Source organism: Herbidospora sakaeratensis, from assembly GCF_001570525.1.
GTDB lineage: Bacteria > Actinomycetota > Actinomycetes > Streptosporangiales > Streptosporangiaceae > Herbidospora > Herbidospora sakaeratensis.
In genome coordinates this window covers 281767-300188 of record NZ_BBXC01000011.1, presented here as the reverse complement: position 1 = coordinate 300188, position 18422 = coordinate 281767, and the positions used below count along the sequence as shown (strand labels likewise).

The 18422-nt window shown below is 67.8% G+C and carries 22 protein-coding genes and 1 tRNA gene; 15 read left to right on the top strand and 8 right to left on the bottom strand.

The window, feature by feature from the left end; all coding sequences use genetic code 11:
* Positions 1-331: 331 nt before the first annotated feature.
* Positions 332-667: an AbrB/MazE/SpoVT family DNA-binding domain-containing protein gene (locus tag AW271_RS17435; protein WP_245653083.1), complete on the top strand. Its 336-nt coding sequence runs from the start codon at positions 332-334 to the stop codon at positions 665-667.
* Between the two features lie 722 nt (positions 668-1389).
* On the opposite strand, the gene AW271_RS17430 is transcribed toward AW271_RS17435, so the two are convergent.
* Both AW271_RS17430 and AW271_RS17425 read right to left on the bottom strand, forming a co-directional pair.
* Complete coding sequence (locus AW271_RS17430; protein WP_062338006.1) at positions 1390-1815, bottom strand: Rieske (2Fe-2S) protein; 426 nt, start codon at positions 1813-1815, stop codon at positions 1390-1392.
* Positions 1816-2271: 456 nt separating this feature from the next.
* Positions 2272-2342: transfer RNA gene (locus tag AW271_RS17425), tRNA-Gly, on the bottom strand.
* Between the two features lie 68 nt (positions 2343-2410).
* Here AW271_RS17425 and dcd point away from each other — a divergent pair.
* The 3 genes from dcd (at position 2411) to AW271_RS17410 (ending at position 4738) form a co-directional block, all read left to right on the top strand.
* On the top strand, positions 2411-2986 hold the full coding sequence (gene dcd, locus AW271_RS17420; protein WP_062338004.1) for a dCTP deaminase: 576 nt from the start codon (positions 2411-2413) through the stop codon (positions 2984-2986).
* A gap of 135 nt (positions 2987-3121) precedes the next feature.
* A complete protein-coding gene (locus AW271_RS17415) occupies positions 3122-3739 on the top strand; it encodes a DUF47 domain-containing protein (RefSeq protein ID WP_030451631.1) in 618 nt (205 codons plus the stop codon).
* The gene (locus AW271_RS17410) at positions 3740-4738 is read left to right on the top strand and encodes an inorganic phosphate transporter (RefSeq protein WP_062338002.1); all 999 of its coding nucleotides are present in this window, start codon (positions 3740-3742) and stop codon (positions 4736-4738) included. It begins immediately after the preceding gene.
* A 150-nt stretch (positions 4739-4888) separates the two neighbouring features.
* Here AW271_RS17410 and mshD read toward each other — a convergent pair whose 3' ends face one another.
* Entirely contained in the window at positions 4889-5797 is a 909-nt protein-coding gene (gene mshD, locus AW271_RS17405; protein WP_062338000.1) for a mycothiol synthase, read from the bottom strand.
* Between the two features lie 110 nt (positions 5798-5907).
* Here mshD and AW271_RS17400 point away from each other — a divergent pair, with 110 nt between their 5' ends.
* Entirely contained in the window at positions 5908-7647 is a 1740-nt protein-coding gene (locus AW271_RS17400) for a bifunctional metallophosphatase/5'-nucleotidase (RefSeq protein WP_062337998.1), read from the top strand.
* Positions 7648-7694: 47 nt separating this feature from the next.
* Here the strand turns inward: AW271_RS17400 and AW271_RS17395 are convergent, their stop codons facing one another.
* The gene (locus AW271_RS17395; RefSeq protein ID WP_062337996.1) at positions 7695-8408 is read right to left on the bottom strand and encodes a response regulator transcription factor; all 714 of its coding nucleotides are present in this window, start codon (positions 8406-8408) and stop codon (positions 7695-7697) included.
* Between the two features lie 269 nt (positions 8409-8677).
* Between AW271_RS17395 and AW271_RS17390 the strand changes: the two genes are divergently transcribed.
* The 8 genes from AW271_RS17390 (at position 8678) to AW271_RS17360 (ending at position 12997) form a co-directional block, all read left to right on the top strand.
* Positions 8678-8926 carry a MoaD/ThiS family protein gene (locus AW271_RS17390; RefSeq protein WP_062337994.1) on the top strand — a complete coding sequence of 83 codons (249 nt, stop codon included), beginning with the start codon at positions 8678-8680 and terminating at the stop codon, positions 8924-8926.
* 35 nt (positions 8927-8961) lie between these two features.
* A complete protein-coding gene (locus AW271_RS17385) occupies positions 8962-9651 on the top strand; it encodes an LmeA family phospholipid-binding protein (RefSeq protein ID WP_062337992.1) in 690 nt (229 codons plus the stop codon).
* A gap of 31 nt (positions 9652-9682) precedes the next feature.
* Positions 9683-10189: a sigma-70 family RNA polymerase sigma factor gene (locus AW271_RS17380; protein ID WP_062337990.1), complete on the top strand. Its 507-nt coding sequence runs from the start codon at positions 9683-9685 to the stop codon at positions 10187-10189.
* Positions 10186-11097: an anti-sigma factor family protein gene (locus AW271_RS17375; protein WP_062337988.1), complete on the top strand. Its 912-nt coding sequence runs from the start codon at positions 10186-10188 to the stop codon at positions 11095-11097. The genes AW271_RS17380 and AW271_RS17375 overlap by 4 nt, the downstream gene beginning before the upstream one ends.
* 39 nt (positions 11098-11136) lie before the next feature.
* Positions 11137-11469 carry a thioredoxin family protein gene (locus tag AW271_RS17370; RefSeq protein WP_062337986.1) on the top strand — a complete coding sequence of 111 codons (333 nt, stop codon included), beginning with the start codon at positions 11137-11139 and terminating at the stop codon, positions 11467-11469.
* Positions 11470-11472: 3 nt separating this feature from the next.
* Positions 11473-11586, top strand: coding sequence for a putative leader peptide (locus tag AW271_RS43140; protein WP_353051402.1), 114 nt, complete (start codon positions 11473-11475; stop codon positions 11584-11586).
* Positions 11587-11855: 269 nt separating this feature from the next.
* Positions 11856-12695 carry a sulfurtransferase gene (locus AW271_RS17365; RefSeq protein WP_062337984.1) on the top strand — a complete coding sequence of 280 codons (840 nt, stop codon included), beginning with the start codon at positions 11856-11858 and terminating at the stop codon, positions 12693-12695.
* On the top strand, positions 12692-12997 hold the full coding sequence (locus AW271_RS17360; protein WP_218008078.1) for a DUF1416 domain-containing protein: 306 nt from the start codon (positions 12692-12694) through the stop codon (positions 12995-12997). Before AW271_RS17365 ends, AW271_RS17360 begins: the two co-directional genes overlap by 4 nt.
* Positions 12998-13040: 43 nt before the next feature.
* On the opposite strand, the gene AW271_RS17355 is transcribed toward AW271_RS17360, so the two are convergent.
* Positions 13041-13481 (bottom strand): MarR family winged helix-turn-helix transcriptional regulator, encoded by a 441-nt coding sequence (locus AW271_RS17355; protein WP_062337982.1) that lies wholly within the window; start codon positions 13479-13481, stop codon positions 13041-13043.
* A 113-nt stretch (positions 13482-13594) separates the two neighbouring features.
* Between AW271_RS17355 and AW271_RS38550 the strand changes: the two genes are divergently transcribed.
* Entirely contained in the window at positions 13595-14788 is a 1194-nt protein-coding gene (locus AW271_RS38550) for an RNA-guided endonuclease InsQ/TnpB family protein (protein ID WP_157554271.1), read from the top strand.
* Between the two features lie 168 nt (positions 14789-14956).
* Complete coding sequence (locus AW271_RS17350) at positions 14957-16201, top strand: hypothetical protein (RefSeq protein ID WP_157554269.1); 1245 nt, start codon at positions 14957-14959, stop codon at positions 16199-16201.
* Here AW271_RS17350 and AW271_RS17345 read toward each other — a convergent pair.
* Genes AW271_RS17345 through AW271_RS17335 form a run of 3 tightly spaced genes read right to left on the bottom strand, consistent with a single transcriptional unit; the run spans position 16163 to position 18275 of the window.
* The gene (locus tag AW271_RS17345; RefSeq protein WP_062337978.1) at positions 16163-17062 is read right to left on the bottom strand and encodes a hypothetical protein; all 900 of its coding nucleotides are present in this window, start codon (positions 17060-17062) and stop codon (positions 16163-16165) included. The two genes, AW271_RS17350 and AW271_RS17345, sit on opposite strands and share 39 nt — an antisense overlap.
* A complete protein-coding gene (locus AW271_RS17340) occupies positions 17059-17637 on the bottom strand; it encodes a DUF4352 domain-containing protein (RefSeq protein ID WP_062337975.1) in 579 nt (192 codons plus the stop codon). Before AW271_RS17340 ends, AW271_RS17345 begins: the two co-directional genes overlap by 4 nt.
* Positions 17637-18275, bottom strand: coding sequence for a hypothetical protein (locus AW271_RS17335; RefSeq protein ID WP_157554267.1), 639 nt, complete (start codon positions 18273-18275; stop codon positions 17637-17639). Before AW271_RS17335 ends, AW271_RS17340 begins: the two co-directional genes overlap by 1 nt.
* Positions 18276-18422 lie beyond the last annotated feature (147 nt).

The window sequence follows — 18422 nt, the reverse complement described above, 5'->3', positions numbered from 1 at the left end:
TGCTGATCTTGGTGCTGTGAGCTGGGGCGACGGGGGTGCAGGCCAGGGAGGTCGACTGTCCGTGTGTCACCGTGACTGACCTCGGTTCGCCGCCCGTTCTGGCACGGATCTGGCACATGGTTGATCGCGATCGAGTTTCCTGGGGCTGGCTCAAGGTGCACGTCACCACCGGCTACAGAGCCAAGACCGACTGGATTACGGCGTCGTAAGCCTGGCACGCCGCCTGAGTGGTCTTGCGATCAGTGCGGAGCGCCGGACCATGGCGTAGGTGATTACCTGGGTGGGTAGAGTTGGATTATCGGAGAATCCGACTGTGTGATGGAGGTGGATCGTGGCAACGCTCGCAGGCAAGGTACAGCCGGAGCCGCGATTGAAGGCTCGCGCAAAAGTTCGGGCGAAGTCGCAGCTCACTCTGCCTGAGGAGGTCCGCCAGGCGCTTCATATCGGTGAGGGGGATGAAGTGGAGTTCGCGGTCCTGGACGACGGGACCATCACTGTGCGGGGTTACATTTCCATCCCCACTGACCAGGCATGGTTCTTCGCTCCGGAGTGGCTGGCAGGAGAGCGAGAGGCCGACGAGGACATCAGGCGTGAGCGAGGGACCAAGCACGCGTCTGCGGAGGACATGTTCGCCCACCTGGACAAGTTGGGGCCGGCGGACGACTGATGCCAACCTTCGAGACCACGCCGCGCTTCGAGCGAGACTGGAAGAAGCTCCCTGAGGCGCGACGGGATCTGTTCCGCAAGGTCGTGATGGAGGCGTTCGTTCCTGATCTGGCGGCTCCAGAGCGTCCCTTCCGCCCAGGGCTGCGAGTGAAGGGCGTCACCGCTCATCCCGGCGTTTTCGAAATGACTTGGGATGGCGACGGGCGAGCCACTTTCAGCTATGGAGAAGAACAGATCCCTGGTGAGCCCCACGTAGTTTGGCGACGGATCGGAACTCATTCGATATTCACACCCCCACCCGGCCCATAGCGTCGCTGCAGGTCAACCTGGATCAATGCTCGGGGACCTAGGCTGCGGCGTTTTGATCTTGATGTGAGGTATTCCGGCAGGCGTCCAGCAGGTGATGGAGCGGGTGACAGAACTCAACCTGCGTTCTCCGCTTGGGCAGTACATGGATCGCAGCCCGTGGACGCCCCCTGACCACGGTGTGGAGGCGCTCCAAAGCCACCCGAAAGTCCCGGGCATCAGCTTCGGCAGTGAACCCTCCAGCCTGCTCATGGATCGGAGCGATAAGCCGTTTCCCGTCCCAGAAATCGGTGTAGCAGGATCTGGCCTCGGCCGTGACGATGTCGTGTCTTTCCTTGAGGTCGTCCTCCAGGAAAGACACTCACTCAACCCAGCAGATCAAGGCCCGTGATCCCGTGCATACAGCCGGGCCGGGAATCACTTGAGACGGATGACCCCGCGGGAGACGGTGATCTGTTTCCGTGGCAAGGGCTTGGTGGCCGGGCCCTGCACTACGGATCCCGTGGAGATCCCGAACTTGCTGCCATGGCAGGGGCAGTTGATCGTGCCGCCGCTGATGCTCGCCACGGTGCACCCCTGGTGGGTGCATTTCGCGCTGAACACCCGGAACACGCCCTTCTTGGGCTGGGTCACGACGTACTTTCCTTTTATGATCTTCCCGCCGCGTACGGGAATGCTCTTGGTCTTGGCGAGGACCACTCCCGCAGTCGCGTCCTCGGCCGCAGTGTCCACGGATGCCTGCGCCGGGCGTATTCCGACCAGGCCGAGCACGGCGGCGAATCCGCCAGTCAGGCTCCTGACGATCACCGTACGACGTGTGGTCCCCGACTCGTCGACCGACATGCCAACCTCCGCTGCTGGGGGAAGGGAGATCTCCTTCCTCCACCATGTACGTCACACGGGCCTGGTTCAACCTGCGGGAGGGCGGGTTGAAAAGACGAGTTGAAAACACGGAATCGGTATGTCCCAGGCCTTTGTGCGGCTTGCCCAGCGGCCAGCCCCTCGCTAAGTCACGTGAAGCGTGAGCATAAGACCTGGTCGACTGGAGGAAGCGGCCCTCGAAGTCGATCAGCCGCAGGCTAGGCGAAGCCGTAATAGAAAATGGTTCTAACGAGCGAAGCGAGATCCAGACGAGCGAAGCGAGGCCCTGCCAGGGAGCGCGAGGGGCGGAGCCCTTCGCAGGGAGCGAAGCGACCCGGAGCGAACGCGACGAAAGGGCGCGATAGCGACCAAGGGGAGCGCGAGGGGAGAATCCCCTCGCAGCGGGGGTCTGGGGGTCGCCCCCCAGAGTAAACAGAGAGCGGGTGACGGGAATCGAACCCGCGCTGTCAGCTTGGGAAGCTGATGTTCTGCCATTGAACTACACCCGCAAGGTGCTCCGCCTACTCTACATGATCCACGCCAAGCCCACGCCCCCATTCCCACTACCCTGTCGTCCGTGCTGCTTTCAGATCGCGACATCAAAGCCGAGGTGGACAGGGGCAGAGTCACCCTCACCCCCTACGACCCCGACATGATCCAACCGTCCAGCATCGACGTCCGGCTCGACCGGATGTTCCGGGTCTTCGAGAACCACCGCTACCCCCACATCGACCCGTCCTGCGAGCAGCCCGACCTGACACGGCTCGTCGAACCGGAAATGGACGAACCGTTCATCCTCCACCCCGGGGAGTTCGTCCTCGCCAGCACCTTCGAGGTCATCAAGCTTCCCGACGACATCGCCAGCCGTCTCGAGGGCAAGTCGAGCCTCGGCAGGCTCGGCCTGCTGACCCATTCCACGGCCGGCTTCATCGACCCCGGTTTCGAGGGGCACGTCACCCTTGAGCTCAGCAACGTCGCCACGTTGCCCATCAAGTTGTGGCCCGGCATGAAGATCGGTCAGTTGTGCCTGTTCCGGCTGAGCAGCCCCGCCGAGCATCCGTACGGCTCGGCCACGTACGGTTCGAGGTACCAGGGTCAGCGTGGGCCGACGCCGTCGCGGTCGTTCCTGAACTTCCACCGCACCAAGATCTAAAAAACGAGCAAAGAACCATATGTGTCAGGGGAAGCCGGTTGGGCAACCATTAGGTGACATCTGCCTTAAGTTCACGTTCTGCCTGGTTGCCTCTACTCTTCTCTGCGGACAGTCCCCGCACATCTGGAGATCCACGTGCGTCTGCGTCTCACGCCCCGTGAGGACAGTTACTACGACTTGTTCGCCGACTCGGCGAACAACCTCGTCACAGCGTCACGGCTGCTGGTCGAGATCATCAGTGACGGTTCCGACCGTGAGGCTCTCGCTGAGAAGATGCGCGCGTGTGAGCACGCGGGCGACGAGCGTACTCACGCCATCCTCAACCGGTTGAACGAGAGCTTCATCACACCGTTCGACCGGGAGGACATCTACAAGCTCGCGTCCAACCTCGATGACGTCATGGACTTCATGGAGGCGGCGGCCGATCTGATCGTGCTCTACCAGATCGACCACCTGCCGAAGGAGGTCGTGCGGCAGGTCGAGGTGCTCGAACGCGCGGCCGAGCTGACCGCCGAGGCGATGCCGCGGTTGCGGTCGCTCAACAACATGAACGAGTACTGGATCGAGATCAACCGTCTCGAGAACCAGGCCGACCAGGTCTACCGGCGGTTGCTGGCCAAGTTGTTCTCCGGCGAGTACGACGCCCTGACCGTCCTCAAGATGAAAGAGGTCATCGACCAGCTCGAGTCCGCCGCTGACGCGTTCGAGCACGTCGCCAACACGGTCGAGTCGATTGCGGTCAAGGAAAGTTAAGTGGAGCTTGCGCTCGTCATCAGTGTGGTCGTCATCGCACTGGTGTTTGACTACACGAACGGCTTCCACGACGCCGCGAACGCGATCGCGACCTCGGTCTCGACGCGGGCGCTGACGCCGCGGGCCGCCCTGCTGATGGCCGCCGTGATGAACTTCATCGGCGCCCACCTGGGGGAGCAGGTCGCCAAGACGGTCGGCAGCGGCATCATCGTGCCGCCTGAGGGCACCCACGGTCTGGTGATCGTGGGGGCGGGGCTGGTCGGCGCAATCACGTGGAACCTGATCACGTGGTACTTCGGGTTGCCCTCGTCGTCCTCCCACGCGCTCATCGGCGGGCTCGTGGGGGCGGCGCTGGCGGCCAGCACGACCGTCCACTGGGATGGGGTGCTGGAGAAGGTCGTCGTGCCGATGATCCTGTCGCCGCTCGTGGGGTTCACCCTGGCGGGTGGCATCATGATCGCGATTCTGTGGATCTTCCGCAAATCGAACCCCCACTCCACGGGCCGGGGCTTCCGCTACGCGCAGACCGTGTCGGCCGCCGCGATGGCCCTCGGCCACGGGCTGCAGGACGCGCAGAAGACCATGGGCGTGATCTTCCTCGCGCTGGTCGTCGGCGGCTACAACCAGCCCGGCGACAACATCCCGCAGTGGGTCATCCTGGCCGCCGCCGCGGCGATCTCGCTGGGCACCTACGCGGGCGGCTGGCGCATCATGCGCACCCTCGGCCGCCGCATCATCGCCCTCAACCCGCCCCAGGGCTTCGCGGCGGAGAGCGCGGCCGCGACGGTCCTCTACGTGGCGGCCATCGGCTTCCAGGCCCCGATCTCCACCACCCACACCATCACCAGCGCGATCATGGGCGTCGGCGCGACCAAGCGCCTGTCGGCCGTCCGCTGGGGCGTCGCGGGCAACATCGTCACCGCCTGGGTCCTGACGATCCCGGCGGCGGGCATCGTCGCGGCCCTCACCTACTGGCTGGCCCACGCGATCATCGAGTAACCCGATCGGCAGAAGAGGCGCGGCGATCACCGCGCCTTTTCTTTTTCCGTTACGGCTCCCGCCCACCCCGGCGCCGCCCGCCGCCCCCGGCCCGGTCCGTCGTCCGGCGCCAGGCCCGCGCTCCAGGGAACTCGCCGCGACGAGCGGAGCTCACCGGGCCGGTGCGTACATCACGTCGACGTCCCACCGGCTGAAGCCCAGGCCCTCGTAGAGCCGGATGGCCGCCCGGTTCTCCTCGTCCACGTACAACATCACCTGAGACAACCCCAGCGACCGCAGGTGCGCCAGCCCCGTCAGGGTCAGCGCCTTCCCCAGGCCCGACCCCTGCTCCGCCGGGTCGACCCCCACGACGTACACCTCGCCGATGGGCTCGTGCCCGTGGCCGCCGTCGCCGTGGACCTTGGTCCAGTGGAAGCCCGTCATGGTCCCGTCGCGGAAGGCCAGGAAGAACCCCGCCGGATCGAACCACGGCTCCTGCTCCCGCCGCCGCACGTCGTCGATGGTCCACGAGCCCTGCTCCGGGTGGTGGGCGAACGCGCGGGCGTTCAGGGCGACCCACTCCTTCTCGTCCCGCCCGGTCTCGAACGTGGTGATGCGCACGCTCTCGGGCACCCGCGCGGCCGGGAACGGCGCGAACAGGCTGCGGCGCATCTGCCAGAGCGAGCGCACCCGCTGGAACCCGGACGAGGCGGCCAGCCGGCCCGCCCCGGGGTGGTCGCCGTGGGCCCACAGGCGCAACCGTCCGCCGGTCTCCATGAGGACCGCGTCGAGCAGCATCCGCCCATAACCCCGGCGGCGGGCGTCGGGGGCGATCACGAGCTCGCCGCTGGGCCCTTCGACCTCGTCGGTCGGGTCCACATGGGCAAATCCTGACAAGACGCCCGAATCATACAAAAGTGCCGACTTGGCGCCGGGGTCGCCCCCGTACCGCAGATGGAGCATGACGTGCTCGTTCAGCGGGCGGACGCCATCGGCGTCGGTCGCGGCCTGGACGAGCCGTCTGACCTCGGCAACCGTGTCGTCATCGAGTCGTTCCCTGATCTCCACGTGCGCGTTCATGGAACGCACTCTACGGACCCCCGACTGGCAAATCCCGCCAGGTGTCACCGAGGGGAATCGTTACCTTTGCGCCATTGGACGGCCAGGTGGTCACTCTAGGCTCATTGACCATGACCCCTGCATCCCTCAAGAGACTCGCCGTGGCCACGGTCGCCACGGCGGGTGTCATCGCTCTCGCCATCGGGCCTGCGGGCGCCAGCGCGAGCGGCTCGGAGAAGAAGAAGGACGACGAGCTGATTCCGATCCGGATTCTCTCGATCAACGACCTTCACGGCAACCTGGAGCCCCCGACGGGGTCCAGCGGCCGGATCGCCGACGAGACGGGCACCATCGTCGACGGCGCCGGTGGCGCGGCCTACCTCGCCACCTACGTCAAGCAGCAGCGCAACCGCGACACCGTCCTGGTCGCGGCCGGCGACCTGATCGGCGCCTCCCCGCTGCTGTCGGCCGCCTTCCACGACGAGCCCACGGTCGCGTTCCTCGACTCGCTGGAGCTGGCCACCTCCAGCGCCGGCAACCACGAGTTCGACGAGGGCTACGCCGAGCTCAAGCGCGTCATGGAGGGCAAGTGCCACCCGGTCGACGGGTGCTCGCCCGCCGGCAAGTGGAAGGGCACCGACTTCGAGTTCATCGCGGCCAACGTGATCGACACGAAGAAGAACAAGCCGGCCCTCGCGCCCTACTACGTGGAACGAATCAACGGCGAGAAGGTCGCCTTCATCGGCCTGGTCACCAAGACCACCCCGTCGATCGTGACCGCCTCCGGCATCGCCGGCCTCGAGTTCACCGACGAGGTCGCCGCCGCCAACGAGACCTCCGAGTACCTCCGCGACGTCAAGGGCATCAAGGCCCAGGTCGTCCTGGTGCACGAGGGCGACCAGGTCACCCCGAACCAGAGCCCCGACGCCTGCCCGATCACGAAGGGCGCCGGCTCGCGCATCGCCGAGGGCATCGACCCCGAGATCGACCTGGTCATCAGCGGTCACTCGCACCAGGCGTACATCTGCAAGGCCACCGACCCGGCCGGCCAGCAGCGCGTCTACACGCAGGGCTCGTCGTTCGGCCGCGTGCTGACCCAGATCGACTTCAAGATCAACAAGGGCACGGGCGACATCGTGCGCTCGTCGGTCGTCGCGGACAACACCGTCGTGCGCCGCACCGTCACCCCCGACCCGGCCACCGTGTCGTTCATCAACGACTGGAAGACCCGCGTCGCGACCGTCGCCAACAAGAAGGTCGGCGACATCACCGCCGACATCACCAACGTCGCCGTGCCCTCGGGCGAGTCGCCGCTGGGCAACCTGATCGCCGACTCGCAGCTCGAGTCGGCCAAGGCCGGCGGCAACGCCCAGATCGCCCTGATGAACCCGGGCGGCATCCGCACCACCCTCACCTACGCCAGCTCGCCCGTCGGCGAGGGCCCCGGTGTCACCACCTACGGCGAGATCTTCGCGGTCCAGCCGTTCAACAACCTCGTGCAGGTCGTCACGCTGACCGGCGCCGAGCTCAAGCTGGTGCTGGAGCAGCAGTGGGTGGGCGGCCCGAACAACCAGGCCTTCACCAAGATCCTGCAGCCGTCGTCGAACTTCACCTACTCCTACAGCAACAGCGCGCCGTGGGGCTCGAAGGTGTCCGACATCAAGATCGACGGCGTCCCGGTGACGGCGGCCCAGTCGATCCGCGTCGCGGCCAACAACTTCCTCGTCGGCGGCGGTGACGCCTTCGCGGCCTTCACCCAGGGCGACGACCTGTGGAGCGGCCCGCTCGACATCGACGCGTTCGAGGCCTACCTGACCGCCAACTCCCCGGTGGCCCCCCCGGTCCCCAACCACATCACCGTTCTGCCGTAATGACAGGAAAGCCCCCGGTCGATGGCGACCGGGGGCTTTTCCATGTCTCAGCGGCGGGCGGACTCCAGTTCCTGGGCCATCTCGTTGCCGCGGTCGGGCACGAAGCGGTAGCCGACGTTGCGGACGGTGCCGATCAGCGCCTCGTACTCGGCGCCCAGCTTGGCGCGCAGGCGGCGCACGTGGACGTCGACCGTCCGGGTGCCGCCGAAGTAGTCGTAGCCCCAGACCTCCTGGAGGAGCTGGGCCCGGGTGAAGACCCGGCCCGGGTGCTGGGCCAGGTACTTGAGCAGCTCGAACTCCTTGAACGTGAGGTCGAGCGCCCGGCCGCGCAGGCGCGCGGTGTAGGTCGCCTCGTCGATCGCCAGATCGCCGCTGCGGATCTCGTCGGGCACCTCTTCGGCGGCGGCCAGCGACAACTTGCCGATCGCCATGCGCAGGCGGGCCTCGACCTCGGCCGGGCCGGCGGTGTCGAGGATCACGTCGTCGGCGCCCCACTCGGCGGTCATCGCCGCGAGGCCGCCCTCGGTCACGATGACCAGGAGCGGGCAGTCGATCCCCGTGGTCCGCAGCAGCCGGCACAGGCTCTTGGCCTGGACGAGCTCACGCCGGGCGTCGACCAGGATCGCGTCGGCGGGTGGCGCGTCGAGCAGGGCGGTCCCCTCGGCGGGGGCCACCCGGACCGAGTGGAGCAGCAGCCCGAGCGCCGGCAGGACTTCGGCGGACGGTTCCAGTGCGTTGGTCAGCAGAAGCAGATTGCTCATGAGGCCTCCTCGCCAAACGGGCGGGCGTGCCGGGAGAGCACCGCGCTGTGCACGATCACAGGCTCGCCTCCTTCGATCCGCGTCAACGGCAGGGCCGTAGAAACACGTAAGGACCCGGGGGCTACGTCGCCCAGGTCCCGTTGCTCGTAGATTAGCCCACAGCAACTTTGCGTCCAATGTGCGTCCACCGTGTGAACAGCACTTCACGTGGAGAATCACCGTATCCAAACGCTCACTGTGAGTGTGCGGATCTGGGGCTGGAGAGGCGTATGGCTACGGGAACAGTGCGCTTTTGGGCCGCGGCGAAGGAGGCGGCCGGAGTCGCCGAGGAGACTTTCGACGCGGAAACCCTTGGAGAGCTTGTTACCAAAATCACAAGGAACGACGTGCTGGCCAGGGTGCTTCCGCGCTGCTCGTTCCTGGTCGACGGGAATCCGGCCGGCACCCGCGACCCCAACACCGTCGAGCTGCCCGAAGGGGCCACGGTTGAGGTTTTGCCGCCGTTTGCCGGCGGATAGGCTGATCCGAAACCCCCCGGCCAACGGAGGATGCGGTGCGCAAGCTGGTGGTGGCGCTGCTCGTGCTCGTCGTGCTGGCCGTGGTTCTCGACCGCGTGGCCGTCGCCGGCGTGCAGCGGGAGATCGCCAAGCAGGTCCAGGCCAGTGCCGATCTCGACGCGCCGCCGACCGTGCAGGTCAAGGGCGTGCCGTTCCTGACCCAGGCGATCGGCGGTCGCTACGAGGAGATCGCCATCGACATCGGCGACATCCAGCGTGAGGGCATCCGGCTCAGCGACGTCCAGGCGACCCTCTACGGGGTCGAGGCGCCGCTGATGGACCTGATCCAGAACGCGTCCGGCACGAAGATCGTCGCCGAGCGGGTCACCGGCACGGTGACCATCTCCGAGGAGACCCTCAACTCCCGCGCCCCGCGCGGCATCAAGATCGAGGGCGGCGGCGGCAACGGCACCGTCCGCGTCTCCGGCGAGGTGACCGCGCTCGGCAACAAGGTGCCGGTGACCGCCGACATGAAGGTCGAGGTCAAAGACGGGGTGCTGCGACTCACCCCCGCCAAGGTGACGATCGCGGGCGGGTTCACCGTGCCCAACGCCGAACGCCTGATCACCTTCACCGTGCCCGTGCAGGGCCTCCCGCTCGATCTGAAGATCGACGAGGTCCGCTCCGCCCCCGGAGGCGGCCTGGCCATCGACGCGACGGCGACAGATGTCCCTCTTTCGCGGTGAACCGAAGCGCCGCCGGTTGCGTTCTGAGGATGTGAGCGCAGCCGGTACGGCCGACGAGGAGCTCGTCAGGGCCCTTTTCGACGACCATGCCGGGCCGCTCTACGGTTACGTACTGCGATTGACCGGTGACCCGGGGAGGGCGGAGGACATCGTGCAGGAGACCATCCTCCGCGCTTGGAAGAACCCGATCGCCGACCGCCCGGTGCGGGCGTGGTTGTTCACCGTGGCCCGCAACCTGGTCGTCGACCAGGCCAGGGCGCGCAAGTCGCGCCCGCAGGAGACCGGCGACGAGGCGCTGGCCGTCCTCCCTGCCGACGACGAGCTCGACAAGGCCGTCGAGTCGTGGGCCATCGCCGACGCGCTGGCCTCGCTGCGGCCCGACCACCGCGAGGTCCTGCTGGCCGTCTACTACGGCGGCCAGTCGGTCAAGGAGGCCGCCGAGTCGCTCGGCATCCCGCCGGGCACCGTCAAGTCGCGCACCTACTACGCGCTGCGCGCGCTCAAGCTGGCGCTGGAGGAGCGGGGGCTCGCGCCGTGAACCACGACGACGTCAAGATCTCTCTGGGCGTGTACGCCCTGGGCGCCCTCGACGCCCGGGAGACCGCCATGGTCGAGGCCCACCTCGACACCTGCGACGAGTGCACCGCCGAACTCGCCGAGTTGGCCGGCCTGCCGCCGATGCTGGCCCGGGTGTCGGCCGCCGACGTCGAGCACGCCGCGGCCCCGCCCCGGGCGGTGCTCGACCGGCTGCTGGCCGACTCGGCCAGGAGCCGCAGGCGCGGCCGGATCACCCGCACCATGCTGGGCCTGGCCGCGAGCGTGGCGATCCTCGGGTGGGGCGGCGCGGTCCTCCTCGACAACACCGGCGAGATGACGGCCTCCACGGCCGCCGGCGGCGCCCCCGAATCGGTCCGCGTCCCCGTCCCCGCCGCCCAGGACCAGGGCGACTACTACGGCGTCCCCGAGCCCCAGCCGCTGCTGACCCAGGAGCCCCAGAGCGACGCCGCGGCGGGCACCGGCCCGGCCGAGACCGGCGTGGCCCCCGCCGAGGAACCGGCGTCGTCGAAGGCGCCCCGCGCCTCCAGGGCCGCGCAGCCCGAGGAGAACGCGGCCCCCGAATCGGGTCAGGCCGACGAACCGGTGACCGCCAAGATGGCCCAGACCGTCACGGTCGAGGGTTCCCGCGGCGACGTCACGCTGCGCCTCGACCTGACCGCGGGCGACGGCGGGACCCAGGTCACGGCGACCATGACCGGTGTGCCCGTCGACACCAAGACCGAGCTGTTCGCCATCCCGCGCCAGGGCCCGGCCACGTCGGTGGCGAGCTGGGAGGTGAAGGGCGGCACGACCTTCCAGGGCTCGACGAGCCTGCCGGTGGCCGAGATCGCCCGCTTCGAGCTGCGCGGCGCCAACGGCGCCCCGCTCATCACCGTTCCCGTCGGCTGACCGGGAATTTCCCGGCGGCCGCCGGTGGTTGCCGATCGTATGGACCTGGGTGCGCCACTGGGTGAGCGGGCGACGCTCGTGCACTTCTCGACGGCCTTCTGCCAGCCGTGCCGGGCCACCCGGCGGGTGCTCGCCGAGGTCGCCGCGATCGTTCCCGGGGTCCGCCACGTCGAGGTCGACGCGGAGTCGCGATTGGACCTCGTACAGGCGCATGAAGTTACGAAAACCCCAACGGTGTTAGTTCTCGACAGTTCTGGAAATGTCGTGAAAAAAGCATCGGGGCAGCCCAGGAAAGCCGACGTCATCGCCGCCCTCGCTCTGGCCGTGGACCGGGTGTCTCACAACGGGTCTCAGCAATCGGACGGCATGTGACAGATGGCGAGACGAAAGGGTACTGTCGTGCCCATGACTCCCACGACAGAGATGCTCACGAAGCGGCGGGCGGTTGACTTCTGCCGCGTCGCGACGGCTCTCTGTCGCATGGCCTGAGGGTGATTTCCGGCGGCGTCTGAAGCCGCATCACGCGAAACCCATCAGGAGCATCAGGCGATGCAGGTCGATCCCCGAGGCCCCCGCTCCGGCGCGGCCGACACCACTCTGGTTCCGCCCCGATCTGTCTCGGGGCCTGGGCATCATTCGCATCGTTCCCGCCTCCGGAATCGTCCCTCTGGCCCTGGGTGCGACAGCAGCGGCACTGCTGGCCGCCTTTCCCGTGCATCACAACCGCTCATCAGCCGTCTACAACCTGGGAGAAATTCATGAGTCGCTCCGCCGCACTGGTCGACGCCGACTGGGTCGAGGCCAACCTCGACACGCCCGGCGTCGTCCTGGTCGAGGTCGACGAAGACGCCAGCGCCTACGACAAGGGTCACATCCGCGGTGCCGTCAAGGTCGACTGGCGCGACGACCTGCAGGACCCGGTCCGCCGTGACTTCGTCGACAAGGCCGGCTTCGAGGCGCTGCTCTCGTCGCGCGGCATCGGCAACGATGACACCGTGGTCCTCTACGGTGGCAACAACAACTGGTTCGCCGCCTACGCCTACTGGTACTTCAAGCTCTACGGCCACGAGAACGTCAAGCTGCTCGACGGCGGCCGCAAGAAGTGGGAGCTCGACTCCCGCGAGCTGGTGAAGGACGTGCCGAACCGCGAGGCCACCACCTACACCGCCACCGAGCAGGACCTGTCGATCCGCGCGTTCCGCGACGAGGCCGTGGCCGCGATCGGCAAGCTCAACCTGGTCGACGTCCGGTCGCCCGACGAGTTCACCGGCAAGCTGCTCGCGCCGGCCCACCTTCCGCAGGAGCAGGCGCAGCGCGCGGGGCACATCCCGACCGCCCGCAACATCCCGTGGTCCAAGGCGGCCAACGACGACGGCACCTTCCGCTCCGACGACGAGCTCAAGACCCTCTACGCGGACGCAGGGGTCGACTTCGGCAAGGACACCATCGCCTACTGCCGCATCGGGGAGCGCTCCGCCCACACCTGGTTCGTGCTGCACGAGCTGCTCGGCCAGGCCAACGTCAAGAACTACGACGGTTCGTGGACCGAATACGGCTCGCTCGTGGGCGTGCCGGTGGAACTGGGAGAGGCCCGATGACGACCATCCAGCAGGGGTGCGCCGCGCCCGAGCAGACCGTGGCACTGCCGGCCAATATCGACTACTCCAAGCAGGCCGTGATCCAGGGCGTCGTCACCGGCGCAGGCACCGCCTACGCCCGCCTCCTCGACCACTCCGGTGAGTTCACCGGTGAGGTCGTCGTCTCCGACGACGGCATCTTCCGCTTCTTCGCCGCCCCCGGCTCCTGGACCGTCCGCATCATCGCGGGCGGCGGCCGGACCAAGGACGTCGCGGTCGAGGCCAAGCTGGGCGAGGTCGCCCAGCTCGCGGTGGCCGTCTAAACCGCATCGGAAAAGCCCGGTCTCCATGGGAGGCCGGGCTTTTTCAGTTCACGCCCGCCAGTTGCTCCAGCACGTCGATGAGCGCGTTGTGCTCCCCGGCGACCTTGAAGAACTCGCGGTCGACGTTCTCCACCACCCCGGCGGCGCGCTCGGCCAGCCGGCGGCCCTCGTCGGTGATCACGAGCACCTTCTTGCGCATGTCGGCGGGGTCCTCTTCGCGGCCGAGCAGGCCCTTGACCTCCAGCACCCTGACCACCTGGCTGGTCATCATCACGTCGACGGTGGCGTGTTCGGCCAGTTCGCGCTGGCTGGGACGGACGCCCTGACTGTCGAACCACCACAGGTCGACGAGGAGGGCGAACTGCACGTGGGTCAACCCCATCGTCTTCAGCGCCGTGGTGATCTCCCGCTGCCATCGAAGGGTCGCCCGCCACAGCAGGAAACCCGGGCTCCGGCCTGGACCGGCGTCCCGTTCCGCGCTCACCTTGCGCCTCCAGTGTGGAAGCCCCGTCGTCCTTCAGGGTTGGGAGGGAACGCGGAACGGTGCCGCACTTTGTTCTCCGTTTTCTGCCGATGGAGTTTGGTAAACTTTTGCTCGTGTCCCGCTACCGCCTTTCGCCGACGCGAACCCAGGAGGCGGCATTGGCGGAGCATTGCGGGCACGCGCGTTTTGTATGGAATCTCGCCGTCGAGCAGCATTCGTTCTGGAAGCCCGGTCGGAAAAGCGCACCGGGATTCGCCGAGCAATGCCGGCAGTTGACTGGGGCGCGAGCCGAATTCGATTGGCTGCGCGCCGGTTCGATTGTGGTTCAGCAGCAGGCGTTGAAAGACTTCGCCCAAGCGATGGCGAACTTCTTCGGCAAAACCCACAAGCGCCCCACCTTCCGCAAACGCGGGCAAGGCGAAGGGTTCCGCGTTGTCGCGGTCAAGCCGGATGATGTGCGCCGCCTGTCCCGCAACGTAGGCGAGGTCAGGATTCCCAAGGTGGGCTGGGTCCGCTTCCGCTGGTCCCGCGCCGTACCCAAGGGCGTGAGGTCCTTCAGGGTGACCCGCGACGTGGCTGGGCGCTGGCATGTGGCGTTCGCGGCACTCCCCGACCCGATCCCCGCGCCGGGAACCGGTGATGTCATCGGTGTTGACCGTGGTGTCGCCGTCAGCGTGGCGTTTTCGAACGGCGGGATGGCCAACGCTCCCACGCCGCGTGAGGAGGTGAAGGCCCGCCTGCTGCTGCTGCTCCGGAAGCTGGCCCGGGCCAGGAAGGGCTCCAACCGTCGTGGCAGGGTCAGGGCGGCCGTTGCGAAGCTGAGGGCACGCGAGACCGATCGCCGCAAGGACTGGATCGAGAAGACCTCGACTGACCTTGCTCGCCGTTTCGACGTGGTGGGCGTCGAAGACCTGAAGATCTCCGGCATGACACGGTCGGCCCGTGGCACGATCGGGGCGCCCGGGAAGAACGTCCGCCAGAAAGCAGGACTCAACCGCGGCATTCTCGCGGCCGGCTGGGGCCGCCTCGTCAAGCGGCTTGAGCAAAAAGCGCCGGGACGAGTGGTGAAGGTGAATCCGCGTTTCACGTCGCAGACCTGTAATGCGTGCGGACATCGCACGCCGGAAAACCGTGAGAGCCAAGCGGAGTTCCGGTGTCGCGCCTGCGGGCAACAGGCCAACGCCGACGTGAACGCGGCCAGAAACATCAGGGATATCGCCGCAGGGCATGCGGTGAATGCGCGTGGAGGCGACCGGGGTGCCGGGCCAGTGAAGCGCGAACCTCAACTTGTCCTCCTTTCCGGGTGAGATGAGTTGGAATCTCCCGCTTTCAAGCGGGGGGAGGATGTCAATGTCTGATTCCCCGATCTACGACTTCAGGGAGTGTCCCACCTCGCCTCCCGCATATCCGTCGTTGACCAGCCCGGACGGCCGATCTTTGACCTTTCCGGCTCCTTGACCGCTAGCATGCGCAAGATGTCCGGAACGTCCACCAAGACCGCGCGCTTACCCCTCGACGCGCTCAGGATCGCCGGGTCGTGCGCGCTGCCGCTGATCATGTGGTTCTCGCTCGGCCGGTTCGTGCGCTGGGGGCTGCTCTACGCCGCCGCGCACCTGTCCCACGGCTCCTGGTACCAGCTCCGGCTCGTGGGGGTGCTGTTCATCTTCACCCTGGTCGTCATGGTGTCGCTGGCGACCGTGGTCGGCATGCTCCACACCGTCCGGGAGGCGCTGGCCGAGACGCGGGCCCGCCGCGCGGGCGACGAGGCGCAGGAGACGATCTTCGGGGCGCTCAACCGCACCGCCCTGGTCTTCGCCGGCCTCTACATGACCTGGGGCCTGGTCGACCAGGACATGCGCGACTTCGAGAACATCGACCGCACCCTCAACCCCGACCAGCAGATCGTCGACCAGCTCCAGGGGGTGCAGAGCACCATCGGCGACGGCCTGACCGGCCTCGACGTGCGGATCTCGGTCGCCGCCATGGTCGTCGCGTACGCGATCAAGTGGTTCGCCGGCCGTCGCCACGAGAACAAGCCGGGGAAGTTCACCGGCATCCTGACCACCTTCGGCGAACTGGCCTTCGTCTTCTACGGCCTGACCGCCACCGTCGCCGCCCTCAAGCTCCGCGAAGACTGGATCGAGCACCGGGCGCTCATCATGGGCGTGAGCGACGCGACCGAGGACGTGCGCGAGTCGCCGTTCTTCGAGTGGCTCGGCGACGTGTGGCCGCTGCTCCTCGACGCGCTGGTGCTCCCGCTGGCCTGGCTGACCGTCGGCATCCTCGTGTACGGCGCCTACGCGGAGGACACCCAGACCACGATCAGGGGCACCCGCCTGGAGGGCGTCGGCGCCCGGGTCGAGCGCAGCCACAACTGGACCCAGGTCACCCTGGCCAAGCTGGCCGGCGGGTTCACCTCCCGCTGGATCCCGCTGCTCAACTCCCTGCGCCTGACCGCCAAGGGCGGCCCTGCCCTCTTCGGCCTGTACGCCCTGCTCTACGTCGGCCTCCATGTCGGCGGCGACTACCTGGGCAGACTGCTCGACTACGCCACCGCCGGCGGTCCCTACCTGTGGATCGTCACCACCGTGCCGACCACGTTCGTCGTCGACCTGGTGGTGACCGTCTTCTCGATGTGCCTGATCGCGGCCGCCTACGACCAGGCCGCGACCCGCAAGCGGCTAACGGAGGAACCGGAGGAGGTCGAGGTCGGCGCTTAGGTCGTCGGTCAGGTCCTCGGTCGGGGTGTCGGTGCGGTAGCTGGAGGGCCGGATGAACAACTCGGCGGTGTCGGCGACGTCGGTCGGCACCACGGCGTAGATCTCGATCGGGAACGCCTTGCCGACCTGGTCGTCCGACGGGTCGAGGGGGGTGGCGTTCTCGAGGATCTCGGTGCGCCACTTGCGCCCGGCGTCGTCGCGGAGGTCCATCTCGGGCACGCCGGTCAGGAACGTGCCGTCGCGGTCGAGGGCGGTGCGGGTGAGCACGATCTTCACCCACTGGCGGCCGGGCTTCTCGGCCGCGCCCGCCGGGTTGGGGATGCGCTCGACCGTCGACCGCCAGGCGACGTGCTCGAAGTCGTAGGTCTCGCCCGCCGGGATGATGTGGACGACGTCGGGCTCGCCGGTGGCGTACACATAGGTCGACCAGTTGGCGGCGGCGGGCGCGCCGACGGCGAGCACCACCGAACCGGCGGCCCCGGCGAAGAACCGGCCCCAGCCCTTCTTCTTCCGCTCGGGCTCCGGCTCCGGGGGAGCGGGGGGCGGTTCAGCCGCGGCGGGAGGCGGGTCGGGGAACGGCGGATAGGGCTCCGGGTCCTGGAACGACGGCCGGGGGCGCGGCAGCGGACGGCCCGCCGCGATGGCCGGGAAGGGCTGGGTCGAGAAGCCCTCGTCGTCCTCCTCCGGCGCCGGGGGAGGCGGGGGCGGCGGCCACACCAGCACGTCGCTGGGCGGCGCCAGCGGCGGGATGTAGGCCGGGATCATCGGCGGGAGCGGTCCCGAATAGGTCGTGTCGTCGATCTCGGTCGGCTGCGACGGCGGCGGGGAAAACCAGTCGCGGGGTGGCTCTTGCTGGTTCACGTGCCCTCCGGGGCCAGCGAGTAGTGCTCGACCGGCGACTCGCCGCCGGTCAGCCCGAGATCGATCTGCACGTCCGGGGCGAGGTTGTCGACGACGAGGGCGTCACTGGCCGAGGTGAGCACCAGCTCGGAGCCCCGAAGCGCCTCCTTGGGCACCTCGAAGACGAGTGGCGCATCGATCCACCAGCCCGCCTGCACCCACTTGCCCAGGAGCGTGGAGTCTTCGGCCACCTTGTCGGTGACCTGGTATTTCTTGTCGGCTTCGGTCAGCAGCCAGGCGGTGTGCGGCCGGAACCGGAAGGGCTCCGCCGGAGAGGTGGCCGAGACGTGCACGACGAGGAAGAGGTTGCCCGTCTCGACGGTCGTGTCGGCCACGTCGACCGAGGTCGCGACGGCCGCCTTGGTCACCTTCACCGAGAACCGGCTGGTGACGACCTCTTCGCCGGAGGACCCCGAGCTGGTGAGGTAGGCGCTCTTCTGTTCCTCGTCGAGGGCGAAGGTCTGCGCGTAGAGGGCCGCGGCGGCGAGACTCAGTCCGAGCGTCAGCGCGCCCAGTCGGCGGAGGAAACCGGCCATCAGGCCTCCTCGGGCCGGATGGGCAGGGTGACCTGGGCGATGACCTTGGGCTCGATGGGGGCCATCTCGTCGCCGGCGCCGGTCGGCAGGTCCTTGTCGGGCTCGATCTGCCAGTACTCGCGGGGGTCGCGGCGGCTGATGGGCTCCTCGACGAAGCCGCCGACGTCGATCGTCACCTTGTCCGGGGGCTTGGCGCCCTCCGGCACGTCGTAGCGGATGACGACGGTGTGGGTGATGCCCGGGTGGAGCTGGGCGCTGCGGACGCCGTGGCTCCACACGCCGATCTCCGGGTAGGTGTCGGGCTTGCCGAGCGGCGGGGTGGTCTTGAGGATCGTGGTGCCGAGGCGTCCGTACCGGCTGACCTTGGGGCCGGTCGCCATCGCGCCGACGCTCTCGGTCGTGTCGCCCTCGTTGGTGACCTTCAGAACTAATTCCACCGCGTGGCGGTCGCCTTCGGCAATGTCGACGGCCTTGACGAACTGGGTCTTGAACAGCTTCTGATCGATCGTCGCGCCGGCCTGATACTGCTTGGGAGGCGAGTCGGGTTCGGTGTCGAGCCCGCCCGTTCCGGCGGTGACCCCGAGCCCGGACACGGACAGCAGCGCCACCACGGGCACGAGCACCGGTCGCCGACTCATGGCAATGGATGGTAGTACGCCCACACGCGACCCATCCGCCGCAATCGTCCCTATCTTTGGTGGGAAAGCCGTCCGAATGCCGAGAACCCTGCCCTGACGGGGTACCTAGCTCCTACGCTTTGACCTTACGACGAATACGGAGGGGCC

Coding starts and splice junctions, on each gene's coding strand:
- AW271_RS17430 (WP_062338006.1), bottom strand. CDS start 1,815: ATGTCGGTCGACGAGTCGGGGACCACACGTCGTACGGTGATCGTCAGG.
- AW271_RS17335 (WP_157554267.1), bottom strand. CDS start 18,275: ATGAGTCGGCGACCGGTGCTCGTGCCCGTGGTGGCGCTGCTGTCCGTG.
- AW271_RS17350 (WP_157554269.1), top strand. CDS start 14,957: ATGTCCGGAACGTCCACCAAGACCGCGCGCTTACCCCTCGACGCGCTC.
- AW271_RS17400 (WP_062337998.1), top strand. CDS start 5,908: ATGACCCCTGCATCCCTCAAGAGACTCGCCGTGGCCACGGTCGCCACG.
- AW271_RS17395 (WP_062337996.1), bottom strand. CDS start 8,408: ATGAGCAATCTGCTTCTGCTGACCAACGCACTGGAACCGTCCGCCGAA.
- AW271_RS17365 (WP_062337984.1), top strand. CDS start 11,856: ATGAGTCGCTCCGCCGCACTGGTCGACGCCGACTGGGTCGAGGCCAAC.
- AW271_RS43140 (WP_353051402.1), top strand. CDS start 11,473: ATGGCGAGACGAAAGGGTACTGTCGTGCCCATGACTCCCACGACAGAG.
- AW271_RS17340 (WP_062337975.1), bottom strand. CDS start 17,637: ATGGCCGGTTTCCTCCGCCGACTGGGCGCGCTGACGCTCGGACTGAGT.
- AW271_RS17370 (WP_062337986.1), top strand. CDS start 11,137: ATGGACCTGGGTGCGCCACTGGGTGAGCGGGCGACGCTCGTGCACTTC.
- AW271_RS17360 (WP_218008078.1), top strand. CDS start 12,692: ATGACGACCATCCAGCAGGGGTGCGCCGCGCCCGAGCAGACCGTGGCA.
- mshD (WP_062338000.1), bottom strand. CDS start 5,797: ATGAACGCGCACGTGGAGATCAGGGAACGACTCGATGACGACACGGTT.
- AW271_RS17390 (WP_062337994.1), top strand. CDS start 8,678: ATGGCTACGGGAACAGTGCGCTTTTGGGCCGCGGCGAAGGAGGCGGCC.